The sequence below is a fragment of the Pseudofrankia sp. DC12 genome (assembly GCF_000966285.1).
Classification (GTDB): Bacteria; Actinomycetota; Actinomycetes; order Frankiales; family Frankiaceae; genus Pseudofrankia.
The window spans coordinates 439,204-452,205 of record NZ_KQ031391.1; the positions used below are offsets into that span (position 1 = coordinate 439,204).

Consider the following 13,002-nt stretch of genomic DNA (forward strand, 5'->3'; position numbering starts at 1 on the left):
AAGCCGAAGCCCGCTGACGGCTGACGGCTGACGGCTGACGGTCCGCGGCCGGCGGCGCACGCCTGACGGTTCGCCGGAGCGGTCAGTACCAGATGCCGATCGGTTCGCCGCGGTCGTCGAGCTGGGTCCCGGAGCCCTCCGGCAGGCAGCGTCCCTGGCCCGTCGCGACGCGGTGCGCGGTCCAGGCGACGGCCGCGGCGTCGAGGACGTCGACCGGTGGGACGACGTTCGCCGGGCCGAGGTCGTCCGGCAGGACGATGCCCGCGGCGCGCAGCAGCGCGCGGCGGCGGGCGGCACCGGCCCACGTCGTCTTGGCGTGGGCCAACGGCCGGTGCGCCGTCGCGGGCGCCGCGACCTGGCCACCACCGCCGCGCGCCGCGGCGGCCAGGACGTCGTCGGGCGGCAGGCCGGCCGTCTCGGCGCCGGCGACGACCATCGCCAGCCAGTCCTCGGCCGGGTCGGCGCGGGGCCGGGCCGCCATCGCCGCGAACGCGACCTCCGGGTGGACCTCGTAGAGCCGGCTGGGCATCCGCTCCCGCAGCACGTCGGCCTCCAGCAGCTTGTGCCGCAGCCCCCAGGCCTGCTGGGTGAGGCCGTTGCCGGTCAGCGCCCGGCACTGCGCGTTCGCGGCGGCGAAGTCGGTGTGCGCCCAGACCGCGCGCGGCGGGACGAGGAAGAGGCTGGCCCGCCGCGGGCCGAGCACCGCGCGGGCGGCGTGGTCGGCCGTCCGCCAGCCCTCGGTGCGCAGGCCGAGCGGCATGTCGACGCCGATCACCCCGGCCGTCGAGGTGTCCACCAGCGTCCGCAGCTCCACGGCGAAGGCCGCCCGCGCGAACGCCCCGTCCACCAGCTCGATCGCGACCCACCCGCCGGGGCACGCGTCGACGCCCAGCACCCTGGCCCCGAGAACCCTGGCCCCCGGAACCCTGACCACACCGTCCGCCATCGCCAGCCCCCGGCTCCTGCCGTCGCCCCGCGGGTCACCATGGCAGGCCTGTCCCGCCCGACGCCCGCCATGGCCGATCTGTCACCTGCGTAAGGACAATGGGGTACGTGCGCGCCGAGGGCCACTGTCGGCTAGCCGTCAGTGCGGCCCGGCAGGCACCCGGCCGCCAGCACGCCGCGGCGCCGGCGGTCACGGGAACCGCCGGCGCCTCGCGCCCGGAACCGGCCGGGAGTGGACCGTCCGCCGGGGTCAGAAGACGATGGCCTCGGCGAGGTGCTGGGTCGGGAAGGTACCGGGGACCGGCTTGATCCCGAGGAACTTCAGCCCGGCCTTCTCGAAGAGGATCTCGAACTCCTTCGTGTTGTGGCGGGCGCCGCCGACGTTCAGCAGCAGGAACAGGTCGACCAGCGTGGTGACCCGCAGCTCCTCGACGCTGGCGTCCATCAGCGCGTCGATGATGACGACCTTGGCACCGGGCCTGGCGCTCTCCTTGATGTTGAGCAGCGCCTTCTCCGAGTTGGTGTTCGGCGCGTCGAGGATGTTCTTGAGGATGTAGAGGTCGACGTCGACCGGCACCTTGTCGTACAGGTCGCCGCTGACGATGGTGGCGCGCTCGGCGAGCTCACCGCCCTCCAGCAGCTTCGGGTCGGCGTTGGCGACGACGCTCTCCAGGTCGAACAGCGTGCCCTTGACGTGCGGGAAGCGCTCCATCAGCTCGACGAGCAGCCGGCCCTGGCCGCCGGCGATGTCCGCGACCGAGCCGACGCCGGTGAGGTCGAAGCCGTCCACGATCGGCGCCGCGGACAGCGCGGTGATCGCCGTCATCGCCTTCATGAAGTCGACCGCCGACTCGGCACCCTCGGCGCCGAGGTAGCTGTAGAAGTCCTTACCGTAGATGTCCGGGATGACGGTCTTCCCGGTCCTGACCGCGTCGGTGAGCCGGGGCCAGGCCTCCCACGTCCACGCCGCGCCCATCCACAGCACCAGGTACTTGATCGGGATCGGCGCGTCCTCGCGCAGGTAGCGGGACATGTCGTTGTGGGTGTAGCGCCCGGGCTCGACCTCGTCGAACACCCCGTGGACGGTCAGCGCGCGCATCAGCCGGGCCAGCGTTCCCGGCTCCGCCTGCGCGCTCTTGGCCAGCTCGTCGACGGTCACGCTGCCGTCGTCGAAGGAGTCCGGTATTCCCAGTTTGATGGCGGTCTGCACGATCGCGGCGAGGCCGGCGCCGACCGCCAGCTGCTCGATCCGGCGGACGACGTCGATCTTCTCGGCGGGCACGATGGAGGCCATGGGGCGGCCCTCTCTGTGGGTCGGGACGGTCTGTCAGGTGTCAGCGAGAGCCCGGTCCGGCGGCACCGCGGGCGCGGTACCGGGAGCGGGCCTGGAGTGGGGGCGTCAGCCCGCCGCGAGCTCGACGAGGGTGGTGACGAGCTGGGCCGGCGCCGGCATCGCGGCGACCTCGGCGGCGACGGCCCGGGCCTTCTCGCCGTAGCCCGGGGAGGCGAGCAGCTCCCCGACCTCCTTGAGCACCGTGTCGACCTCAAGCTGCTCGGGCATGAGCAGCTTCCCGGCGCCGACGCCCATGACGGTGAAGGCGTTGGGGAACTGGTCCCCGATCTGCGGGCACACCAGCTGCGGGGTGCCGAAGGCCAGCGAGGTGAGGGTGCAGCCGGCGCCGCCGTGGTGGATGATCAGGTCGGTGGCGGCGAGCGAGAGGTTCAGCGGCTGCCAGCCGACGGAGAGCACGCCGTCGCCCAGGTCACCGAGCCTCGTGGCGATCTCCGGGTCGCAGCCGATGACGACCTCGGCGCCGAGCTTCGGCACCCCGGTCGCGATGTCGCGCAGCACGCCGACGAAGTCGCGGAACCCGACGTGCGGCACCAGGCTGCCGAAGGTGAGCAGCACCCGCGGCCTCGTCCGCGGCGCGAGCGCCCAGGCCGGCAGCAGGCCCGGCCCGTTGTAGGGGATGTAGCGGGACGGCAGCGCCGTCGCGTCCTCGGCGCTGGCGACGCTCGGCGGGCAGACGTTGATGACGGCGTCGGGCTCGGGCAGCCCGTCGAGGCCGAGCTGGGCCAGCTCGCCGGCGACCTCCTCGGCCGTGAACGGGAGGGTCTGCGGCAGCCAGGTGATCCCGTAGTTGTGCCGCACCCACGGGATGCCGAGCGCCGCGGCGTGCATCGGAGCGCTGAACTCGCTCGGCTCGGCGATGACGAGGTCTGGCCGCCACGCGTCCAGCAGGGCCCGGGTGCCGGCGAAGGAGTTGCCGGCGAGCGTGCCCCAGGCGCGCCCGGCGGCCGCTAGCCGCTCCTCCAGCGTCGTCGGGACGGTGGCCGCCTCGCCGGACCGGCGGCTGATGATGACGTCCTTGAGCTCCATCGGCGGGCCGGTGACGGCGGCCGGCAGGCCGGCCCCGGTGACCGCGTCGACGAGGTTCTCCGGCACGCCGACGAGCACCTCGTGCCCGGCCGCGCGGAACGCGTGCGCGAGCGTGACCAGTGGGAAGAAGTGGCCGTGCATGGGCACGGCGGAGAAGAGCACCTTCATCGGAAGAATTCCCATCGGGGATTGGGCAGGGTTGGGCTAGTGGGCGACGTCGGCCAGCACGCCTGACTCGTCGTAGGCCGCGACCTCCTCGTAGATCACCGGGCGGCGGTCCGGGTCCTGGAGCGGCCGCAGCGGTGAGGTGGCCGGCTTGTGGCTCGCGCCCTGCTCCCAGGCGGCGAAGTCGGCCATCGAGGCCCACTCGGAGACGACGACGAACCGGCCCGGGTCGCGGGCCGCGCGCATCAGCTGGTTGCCGAGCAGGCCGGGCGTGCCGACGAGCTGGGCGCTGATCTCGTGGTAGGCGGCCTCGACGGCCGCCGGGCCACCGGCCGGGGCGACGGCCCAGATCATCACGCGGACCCGGCTCATCCGGCGGCCGCCACCGACTCGGCCTGCTCGAGCGTGCTCGCGGCGCCCGGCAGGAAGGCCAGCCGGGCGCCGGTGACCATCGAGCCGCTGCTGCGCAGCGGGTGCAGGATCCTGCGGTGCTCCAGATGGCCGGGAGTCTGCTCGAACTCGCGGAACAGCCGCTCGTTCACCCAGTCGCTCATGATGTAGTACGTGCTCGGCTCGTCCGCGGACCGGACCAGCCACTGGCCGAGGTTCGCCGGGTGGCCGGTGATCTGGTCGCCGATCTCCAGCCAGGTCCGCTCGAACTCGGTCTCCCGGCCGGGGTGGACGTGCATCGTCAGCATCACCCGGAACGGCAGGTCGGCGGCCGCGGCCCCGGCGCCGGTGCCCTCGGTCATCTCGACGTCGTACTCGGTGCGTGCCATGGTCAGATCCCTCCGTCAGCCGCGAAGTTGGCGCCGTTGACGTAGCTGGAGACGTCGCTGGCGAGGAAGAGCACCACGTTGGCGATCTCCTCGGGGCTGCCGAGCCGGCCGAGCGGGATGCGGGTCGTGTACATCGCCCGGACGTTCGCCGGCATGCCGGCCGCGTGGTCGGTCTCGGTGACGCCCGGGGTGACGAGGTTGACCCTGATTCCCTTGGCGCCGAGCTCCTTGCACAGCGACCGGGTCAGGCCGATCAGGCCGGTCTTGGCCGCCGTGTAGTGCGCGCGGTTCGGCACGCCGACGACACCGGCCCCCGAGCCGACGTTGATGACCGAGCCGGCGTCGCCCAGCAGCGGCAGCGCGCCCTGGGTGACGAGGTGGGTGGCGGTCAGGTTCGTCATGAGGACCGAGCTCCAGTCCTCGAGCGACAGCTGGCCGTAGGGGACGTGGTTGATCGTGCCGACGTTGTTCACGACGATGTCGAGGCCACCGAGGTGTGCTCCGGTGGCCTCGAGAAGCGCCGCGAGAGCCGCCGGGTCGTTGGCGTCGGCGATCATCACCAGGTGGTTGCCGCCGGTCTCCTTCAGCTCGCGGCGCAGGCTGTCCGCCGCCTCGCTCTCCTGCGAGTGGCTCACGACGACGTGGGCGCCGGCGCGGGCCAGGCCGAGGGCGACGGCGCGGCCGATCCCGCGGGTGCCGCCGGTCACCAGCGCGCGCTTTCCGGCCAGGTCTGCGAACATCGGGCTCCTCATCTCGGGGGAACGGATCGGAAGGTCGGTGTCCCGCCAGCACCGGCCGGGGCGGTGCGCCCTGGCCGGCGGGCCGGCCCGGATCGCCGGCGAGCACCGGTCACGCGGGCCGCCGCAGGACGAGCACGCTGTTGAAGCCGCCGAAGCCCCGTGCCACGACCATCGCGACCTGCGCGGCGCACGGCCGCGGCTCGCGCACCAGGTCCAGTCCGTAGGCCGGGTCGGGCTCGTCGAGGTTGCCGACCGCGGGCAGCACCCCGTCGCGCAGCGCGAGCAGCGCCGTGGCGGTCGACAGCGCGGACCCGCCGGCGCACAGCCGGCCGACCAGGCCGTGCGGGGCCGTCACCGGGACGGCCCCGGCGCCGAACACGTCCCGCAGCGCCGCGGCCTCCAGCGCGTCCAGGTCCCGCGAGCCGGCGCCGTCGGCGAAGACGACGTCCACCTCGCCGGCCTCGACGCCGGCGTCGGCCAGTGCCCGGCGCATCGCGACGGCCAGCCACAGCGGGCTCGGCGCCGCCTGGCTGTGGTGGAAGGCGTCGTGGGTGGCCGCGTAGCCGGCGATCTCGCCGTAGTTCTTGGCCGCGCCGCGCTCGGCCGCCGCCGCCGGGTGCTCGACGAGCAGCGTCGCCCCGCCCTCGCCGGGCAGGTAGCCGCGGGCCCGCACGTCGAACGGCTTGTAGGCGGCCTGGGGCTCGGTGGCCGTGCTGACCCGCCCGCTGGACAGGTGGCAGGTCAGCGCGTATGGGGTGAGGCCGGACTCGGCGGCGCCGGCGAGCACGGTGGCGGTGCCGCGCCGGATCGTCCGCCGCGCCGCCGCCAGGCTGTCGACGCCACCGGTGCCGTCGGCGACGACGACTCCCGACGGGCCCTTGAGGCCGTGGCGGATCGAGGTCTGGCCGGTGGTCGCCGCGTAGAACCAGGCGATCGACTGGTAGACGCTGACCGCGCCGCGGCCCCGGGTGTGCAGCCGGGACAGCTCGCGCTGACCGAAGTCGTTGCCGCCGGACCCGGCGCCGAAGACGACCGAGGTGTCGTACGCGTCCCGGCTGGACGGGTCGTAGCCGGCGTCTTCGAGCGCGAGGCGGCTCGCCGCCATCCCGAACCAGGTCCAGCGGTCGGTCTGCACGATGAACCGGTTGTCGAGGTAGGCGTTCGGGTCGAAGTCGGGGACCTGCCCGGCGAGCCGGGCGGCGTAGCCCGAGGCGTCGAACCGGCTGATCGGCGTGATCGCGAGGTCGCCGCGCAGCGTCGCCGCCCAGTGCTCCTCGACGCCGATCCCGTTCGGTGCGACCACACCGAGACCGGTGACGATCGGCCTGGTCACCGGCGAGCGCCGGGCCGCCCGGTCGGGGGCGGGCCTGGTGGCTGGAGCGGGCCTGGTGGCTGTGGTCACCATGTCTCCGTGTCCTTGATCCGCGCGTTGTCGCCAGGTGGCTGGCGCGGGCCACCCCGCGCGGGCTCGGTCATGCCGCCGTCCCCGGAGCCGTCAGCACGATCGCCGACTGGAAGCCGCCGAAACCGCTGCCGACCGAGAGGGCGACGTCAACGGTGTGGTCCCGGGCGACGTTCGGCACGTAGTCGAGGTCGCACTCGGGGTCGGGTTTCGAGTAGTTCGCCGTGGGCGGCACGACGTCGTGCTCGATGGTCAGCGCGCAGGCGGCGACCTCGATGGAGCCGATCGCGCCGAGCGAGTGCCCGACCATCGACTTCAGCGAGCTGACCGGCACCCGGTAGGCGTGCGCGCCGAGCGACCGCTTGAAGGCGGCCGTCTCGTGCCGGTCGTTCTGTTTGGTGCCGGAGCCGTGCGCGTTGACGTAGTCGACCGCGGACGGGTCGACCCGGGCCTCGTCGAGCGCGAGGCGGATCGCCTCGGCCATCTCCAGGCCGTCGGGGCGCAGGCCCGTCATGTGGAAGGCGTTGGAGCGCGACGCGTACCCGCCGACCTCGGCGTAGATGTGCGCGCCCCGGGCGACGGCCCGCCCGTACTCCTCCAGGACCAGGACCGCGGAGCCCTCTCCCATGACGAAGCCGTCGCGGGTCACGTCGAACGGCCTCGACGCGTGTTCCGGGTCGTCGTTGCGGGCGGAGGTCGCCCGGATCGCGTCGAAGCAGGCGATCGAGATCGGGGACAGCGGTGCGTCGGAGGCGCCGGCGATCATGACGTCGGCCTCGCCATCAACGATCAGCTGGTGGGCGTAGCCGATCGCGTCGATCCCCGAGGTGCAGCCGGTCGAGACGACGAACGCCGGCCCGTGGGCGCCGAACCGGGTCGCGACCTCGGTCGCCAGGCAGCTGGGGATCAGCGCGTGGTAGAGGAACTGGCTGCCGTAGCGGGGGTCGACCTCCCAGTGCCTGCCCCCGTCGGAGACGGCGACGTACTCGTTCTCCAGCCTGGTGGTGGCGCCGACGGCGCTGCCGAGGCTGACCCCGACGACCGGGCCGCCCGGGTCGGGGGCTGCTCCGACGCTGGCGAGACCGCCCAGCTCCAGACCGGAGTCGGCGACCGCCTCGGCGGCCGCGACGAGGGCGAACTGGACGAACCGGTCGTTGCGGGCCACCTCGCGTGGGGTCAGCCCGGCGGCCAGTGGGTCGAAGTCGCACTCGGCCGCGACCTGGGAGCGGAACGGCGTCGGGTCGAAGAAGGACAGCCGGCGGGTCGCCGTCCGGCCCTCGGTGATCAGTGACCAGAACTCCTTGCGGCTGGTGCCGCCGGGAGCGACCACCCCTACGCCGGTGACCGCCGTGCGTCGGCGGGTCATGCCGTGCCGACCGGGGTGTGCGGTGCCGCCGCCTGGGCCGGGGAGAGCTCCTCGGTGTCGACGTGGCCGAGGTCGGGCCGGGGGGCGAGCGGGCCGGAGCAGAAGACGAAGAACGCCGTCTCGCCGCCGGTGTTGACCAGCCGGTGGCGGGTGCCGACGGGGATCAGCACCCCGCTCTCGGCGGGCAGTGTGTACTCCGCGCCGTTGAACCGGGCGGTGACCTCGCCGCGCACGCAGAAGAGGAACTCCTCCGAGTACGGGTGCCAGTGCTCGGTGACGATCTCGCCGGGGGCGAGCGTCAGCGTGCCCATGAAGCCGGCCTTCGCGCCCACGGTCAGCGGCGAGAGGATCGTGCGGATGTCACCGCCACGGCGGCGGTTGGCCGCGACGTCGTGGATGGAGACGACCTTCGGCGCCGCGGGGGCGGCCCCGGGGGTCACCGGGCGCTCCCGGCGCCGAGCGCGGCGGCACGGGCCAGCTTCTCGACCTTTTCCTTGATGGCTGCCTGCTCGCGCGGGGTGTTGGTGTTGATGCGCACCACCATGCCCGCGGTGTCGACCGGCGCGGTGGGCTTCATCCGGAAGTCCTGCACCCAGCGCATTCGCGTGCCGGCGCCCTCCGCCAGGTACGTCCACTCGATGTGCATGAACTCGAAGGGGCCGGTCTCGACGCGGTAGGCACGGACCCGGTGGTTCACCGGGTCGAGGGTCCGCTCGGAGACCCAGCTCCACACCTGGCCGTTCTCGTCGGGATGCATCGTCAGGCGGAACTTGAAGGTGTTGTCACGGGCCTCAAGAATCTCCACCGCGGCGTACTCGGTGAACAGCTGTGGCCAGGTCGTGAGGTCGTTGGTGAGCCTGAAGACGGTTTCGAGACTGGCGTCGATGTAGATCGAGTTGTCGGTGTGGCCGTTCACGGGGGGTCTCCTCGGGGGGTTTCGGCGTCTCGGGGCGGCGGTGTGGCAGGTGGGTGCGGGCCCGCCCTCTCACCCGGTGGCCTCGTTGTTCTCGAGGTGCGCGCACAGGTGTCACGGGACGCTCCGGCCCGTCGGCTGGCCGGCTCGCGGGCGGCCAGCGGGTCAGGCGAAAGCGCAGTTCAGGCGGCCATTTCGCGGTTCACGGCGGCCAGGATGTCGGCGAGGGTGTAGCCGGGCGGCGGGTCGGCCGGCAGCTCCACACCGACCGACTCGACCACCTCCGACTGCAGTTGCAGATAGGCCAGCGAGTCCAGCCCGATGTCCTCGAACGTGACGTCGAGCGTGGCCGGCAGGTCGTCCTCGGGAAGCCCGGCCCGGGTTACTAGGAATTCAAAGAGGGCGGCGGAGTCCCACTGCTGGGGCATGTTCTTACCTCCGGAGGATGCGCTTGTCACAGAACTACCACCCATGCGTGGCTTGATGGGCCGGATCCCACCCGGGATGTCGCGGCCATCACCTTCCTGCCAGCCAGTCTGGCCGTCATCCAAAAATCCGGTGCGGCGAGCCGGGGGAAACTCTCTTCGAAACCTCGATGAAAATGGGGTGGTGATGCGGGGCAACGGCAACTGCCGGACGCCGACCCGACAAATGCCTGCCAACGCCCGGTAAGCCGTCGCCTCAATGCCGCGCGAAAGCCCGGGAAGGGCGTACGCGCGGAGATGCCTTTCCAGGCGATTGGTGCCCGAGCTTTGGCGGACTTCCCGCCGCGGACGCCGGTCACCCGCGGCTGGCGGCTGGCGGCTGGCGGCTGGCGGCTGGCGGCTGGCGGCTGGCGGCTGGCGGACGATCCGCGCACCCGGTCCCGGGGTGTTTCCCGCACCAGCCGTCCGGCGTGGGCCGTCGCCACACCGGAGCGCGCGGTAGCAGGCCGCGCGCTGACCGGGTGACACACAGGCCCGGGCCGGGTGCCGCCGCGGCGGGGCCACGCCGCGGGACCGGTCCCGCCACGACGGCTCAGTCGCGGTGGTTCCGGGAAGGTGCCGGCCGAGCAGGGGCGCCCGGCCGGTACCGGCCGGGCGGGGTCCCGGCCGGAACAGGTCAGCCGGCCTCGGGCGCCGTCCAGGTGTAGAAGCTGCGGGCCATCGCGTCGCGCGGGCCCCGCCAGGTCGCCGGGTCGTAGGCGGTGATGTAGCTCTCGAGCCTGGTGTTGACGTCGATGAACAGCGGGTGTCCACGGACATTCGCCAGCGGCGCATTGATGCCGTTCTCCGCCTCGATGAGGTGGAAGTACAGCCCGTGGAAGGCGAACAACTCCCGGCGCGACACCCCGACGAGGTGCGGCAGCTCACCCGCGTCGGAGTCGCCGAAAATCTGGGCGACTTTCTCCTCGTCCGACGGGTTCATCCGGGCCACGATCAGCGTCCGGTGACTCACCGTGTACCTCCCGCCGGTGCCTCACGGAGCGCGTGCGCACGCGGTTGGTTTCTCGGCACTGTGTCTCTCCTCACAGCGTTCATCGGTCGATCCGGCCGAGCCGTGAGAACCGTCCTGGCCCACTCCGGCGACGGTGCCGGCGACCGCGCGGACGCGACGGTGCGTCGGCGAGAATGGTTGCGACGGTGGCGGACGCCGGGTTCCCAGCCGCACCCGTCGGCGACCGGCAGGCCCAGACCACTGATTCGCACCCACGGGCGATGCGGTGTCTCGGGTGGAAGTGTGCGGCAGAACGCCGACGCCCGTGCGCCGTTCCGGGCCAACCAGGGTGGCAACTAGTTGCGGTGGCATCGTCCTGCCACAACCAACAAATCGAAACACAACAGTGCTACAACCAGCCTTTCCGCTGAGCCAGCAGGGCCGCCTGGAACCGGCTGCGGGCGTCGAGCCGGTGCATCAGCTCCGCCACCATCCGGCGGACCGTGCGCACCGAGACCCCCAGCGCCCGGGCCACCGCCTCGTCCTTGAGGCCGTCGGCGAGCAGCGCCAGCAACAGCAGTTCCGCGGCCGAGAGAGCCTGCTCCGTCGCGCCGTCAGCGGCCGGCTGGTCGGGCCCGGCGGCCGGCGCGACAACCTCGGCGCCAGGCTGGGCGCAGGGCTCGGTGTCGTCCGTGGCCGTCCGGGCCGCGCCGTTGCTGGCGGCGGCGCTGCCGTTGCCGGCCCGCTCGGGGAGCCCGGCCGCCGGCACGCCCGCGGCCAGCCAGTTGTCGGCCCGGCCGTCGTCCGCCAGCGGCTCGACCTGGCGGGCCTCGGCCCGCCCAAGCGGGTCGGCGTTCCCCCACATCTGGTCGAACATCGCGCCGGCCAGCAGCGCGACGTCCGGCGTGCGGATCACCAGCGCGCCACCGCCCGGGAGGGAGGCGAACCGGACGACGCCGACCCGGCGGTCGACGACCGTGATGTCCAGCGACGGGTCGTCGGCGAGCCGGATCTCGGCGCCGGCCGCGACGATGTCGGCCAGGTGCTCGAGCCGGGGCAGCACCCAGGCGAGCCCGGCCCGCGGCCGGGCCACGACGGTCCGCACCGCGACCCCGCGGCGCAGCGCCTCCAGCTCCAGCGGGAGCAGTTCCGCGGCGATCGCGGCGAGCGTCGTGCGGGTGCGGACCGAGAGCACCTCGTGGCGGGCACCAGCGATCATCGCCGAGAGCTCGACGCGCAGGCCCTCGGTGGTCGTCGGCCGCAGCAGGTCCGTCTCGCCGCTCGCGAGCATCGAACGGCTCGCCATGAACTCGGTGACCAGCGTCCCGACCTGGGCGTGGGCCCGGACCAGGTGCTCGTGCTGGCGGATCAGCTGCTCGTGCCGGTCCTGGATGAGCTGCGCCAGCGGCGCCTCGGGGTGCACGGCCAGCAGGCGGCCGGGCCGGTTGACGTCCGGCACCAGCAGCGACAGCGCGATCAGCCGGTCACGCGCGGCCGCGACCAGGGCGGCCGGCTGGCCGAGGCTGTCGCTCACCGCCTGGATGTCGAGGTCCTCGTCGCGCAGCCACAGCCGATAGGCGGCTTGGGTCACGTCGTCCAGGCCCAGCAGATCTAGCACGCGCTCCTCCGAGCGGTCACCGACCGTTGGTCGGGCCGGCCGGCTCGCCCGGCGGCCCCCACCGGCCCCTGACGCCGCCCCCTTCGGCGTCCAAGTCCTGCGCGCGGAACAGCTGCGCCAGGATGACGCCGGCTCGCTCGGCACGGGCCGAGCCGGCCGGCGCCTCAGACGGCCGGCCGGCGCCCCGCGGCGCGGCGGCCGAGGCTCCCGCCTCGGCCGGCCCACCGCGCCGGCGACGGACCATGGCCCGCTCAGGTGCCGGCGAGGTCGTGCTCCCGGTTCTCGGACGCGACCACGTCCAGCGCGTGCCGCACGAGGGCGACCAGCGCCTGGCGGACGGACTCGCGCCGCCGGGCGTCGCACATCACGACCGGGCGGTTCGACTCCAGGTCGAGCGCCTTGCGCACGTCGGCGACCTCGTACCGCTTCGCACCGTCGAACTGGTTCAGCGCGATCAGGAACGGGATGTCCCGCTCCTCGAAGTAGTCGATCGCAGGGAACGAGTCCGCCAGCCTGCGGGTGTCGACCAGCACCACGGCGCCGATCGCGCCGAGCACCAGCTCGTCCCACATGAACCAGAAACGGTCCTGTCCCGGCGTGCCGAACAGGTAGAGGATGACGCTGTCGAGCAGGCTGATCCGGCCGAAGTCCATGGCCACGGTGGTGGTCGTCTTGCCGCCCACGGCCGACGTGTCGTCGATGCCGATGCTGGCGGCGGTCATCGCGGCCTCTGTCGTCAGCGGGGTGATCTCGCTGACGGAGCCCACGAAGGTCGTCTTGCCCACCCCGAACCCGCCGGCAATGATGATCTTTACCGGACTCGGGGAAGGGACGGCGTCATTCCTCGGCGGCCTCGCGCTAGAGGGCCTGTAGTCCATCGAGCACCTTCTCGATCAGTGCCTGCTCGGGCCGGTTCGTGGGTCGTGCTGGCCGGTGCACCGTGACGAGCCCCGCGTCGAGCATGTCGCCGACGAGGACCCGGACCACACCGACCGGAATGTTCAGCCGGGCGGAAATCTCCACAATGGACTGCAGCCGCAGGCAGAGCGCCGCGATGGCGCGCTGCTCGGGGTCGAGCGAACTGGCCGCGGCCCGGCCGTGCGACGTCGTCGTAACCAGGGCGACCAGCTCGAGCGAGCCCTTGTTGGGCCTGGTGCGTCCCCCGGTGACCGCATAGGGACGAACAACGGGCCCGGCCTCGTCGTCGAACCACTCCTCGTCTCGCGACACTCCGACTCTCCTGCCTGACGATTCCCGGTGAGACTTCCCCCAGCCTTG

Annotated in this window: 15 protein-coding genes; all 15 read right to left on the minus strand. The window is 73.0% G+C overall.

The window, feature by feature from the left end; all coding sequences use genetic code 11:
- Nucleotides 1–82 precede the first annotated feature (82 nt).
- The 15 genes from FRADC12_RS01765 to FRADC12_RS01845 all read right to left on the minus strand — a co-directional run bounded on the left by FRADC12_RS01765 (nt 83) and on the right by FRADC12_RS01845 (nt 12,954).
- Nucleotides 83–946 carry a DUF429 domain-containing protein gene (locus FRADC12_RS01765; RefSeq protein ID WP_045875287.1) on the minus strand — a complete coding sequence of 288 codons (864 nt, stop codon included), beginning with the start codon at nt 944–946 and terminating at the stop codon, nt 83–85.
- 249 nt (nt 947–1,195) lie between these two features.
- Entirely contained in the window at nt 1,196–2,239 is a 1,044-nt protein-coding gene (locus FRADC12_RS01770; protein WP_045875288.1) for a methyltransferase, read from the minus strand.
- A gap of 105 nt (nt 2,240–2,344) precedes the next feature.
- Nucleotides 2,345–3,493, minus strand: coding sequence for a glycosyltransferase (locus tag FRADC12_RS01775; RefSeq protein WP_045875289.1), 1,149 nt, complete (start codon nt 3,491–3,493; stop codon nt 2,345–2,347).
- 36 nt (nt 3,494–3,529) lie between these two features.
- On the minus strand, nt 3,530–3,862 hold the full coding sequence (locus tag FRADC12_RS01780; protein WP_045875290.1) for an antibiotic biosynthesis monooxygenase family protein: 333 nt from the start codon (nt 3,860–3,862) through the stop codon (nt 3,530–3,532).
- A complete protein-coding gene (locus FRADC12_RS01785; RefSeq protein WP_502685218.1) occupies nt 3,859–4,269 on the minus strand; it encodes an antibiotic biosynthesis monooxygenase family protein in 411 nt (136 codons plus the stop codon). Before FRADC12_RS01785 ends, FRADC12_RS01780 begins: the two co-directional genes overlap by 4 nt.
- A gap of 2 nt (nt 4,270–4,271) precedes the next feature.
- Complete coding sequence (locus FRADC12_RS01790) at nt 4,272–5,009, minus strand: SDR family NAD(P)-dependent oxidoreductase (protein ID WP_045875291.1); 738 nt, start codon at nt 5,007–5,009, stop codon at nt 4,272–4,274.
- Between the two features lie 109 nt (nt 5,010–5,118).
- Nucleotides 5,119–6,414, minus strand: a complete 1,296-nt coding sequence (locus FRADC12_RS01795; protein WP_045875292.1) for a beta-ketoacyl synthase N-terminal-like domain-containing protein — start codon at nt 6,412–6,414, stop codon at nt 5,119–5,121.
- A 67-nt stretch (nt 6,415–6,481) separates the two neighbouring features.
- Nucleotides 6,482–7,777: a beta-ketoacyl-[acyl-carrier-protein] synthase family protein gene (locus tag FRADC12_RS01800; protein ID WP_045875293.1), complete on the minus strand. Its 1,296-nt coding sequence runs from the start codon at nt 7,775–7,777 to the stop codon at nt 6,482–6,484.
- On the minus strand, nt 7,774–8,217 hold the full coding sequence (locus FRADC12_RS01805) for a cupin domain-containing protein (RefSeq protein ID WP_045875294.1): 444 nt from the start codon (nt 8,215–8,217) through the stop codon (nt 7,774–7,776). The genes FRADC12_RS01800 and FRADC12_RS01805 overlap by 4 nt, the downstream gene beginning before the upstream one ends.
- Complete coding sequence (locus FRADC12_RS01810) at nt 8,214–8,693, minus strand: SRPBCC family protein (protein ID WP_045875295.1); 480 nt, start codon at nt 8,691–8,693, stop codon at nt 8,214–8,216. The genes FRADC12_RS01805 and FRADC12_RS01810 overlap by 4 nt, the downstream gene beginning before the upstream one ends.
- Nucleotides 8,694–8,872: 179 nt before the next feature.
- A complete protein-coding gene (locus FRADC12_RS01815) occupies nt 8,873–9,118 on the minus strand; it encodes an acyl carrier protein (protein WP_045875296.1) in 246 nt (81 codons plus the stop codon).
- 673 nt (nt 9,119–9,791) lie between these two features.
- Nucleotides 9,792–10,127 (minus strand): TcmI family type II polyketide cyclase, encoded by a 336-nt coding sequence (locus FRADC12_RS01825; RefSeq protein ID WP_045875298.1) that lies wholly within the window; start codon nt 10,125–10,127, stop codon nt 9,792–9,794.
- 388 nt (nt 10,128–10,515) lie between these two features.
- Nucleotides 10,516–11,724, minus strand: coding sequence for a LuxR C-terminal-related transcriptional regulator (locus FRADC12_RS31935; RefSeq protein WP_045875299.1), 1,209 nt, complete (start codon nt 11,722–11,724; stop codon nt 10,516–10,518).
- Nucleotides 11,725–11,975: 251 nt separating this feature from the next.
- The gene (locus tag FRADC12_RS01840) at nt 11,976–12,602 is read right to left on the minus strand and encodes a GTP-binding protein (protein WP_045875301.1); all 627 of its coding nucleotides are present in this window, start codon (nt 12,600–12,602) and stop codon (nt 11,976–11,978) included.
- Nucleotides 12,583–12,954, minus strand: coding sequence for a DUF742 domain-containing protein (locus FRADC12_RS01845; protein ID WP_045875302.1), 372 nt, complete (start codon nt 12,952–12,954; stop codon nt 12,583–12,585). The genes FRADC12_RS01840 and FRADC12_RS01845 overlap by 20 nt, the downstream gene beginning before the upstream one ends.
- Between the last annotated feature and the right edge of the window lie 48 nt (nt 12,955–13,002).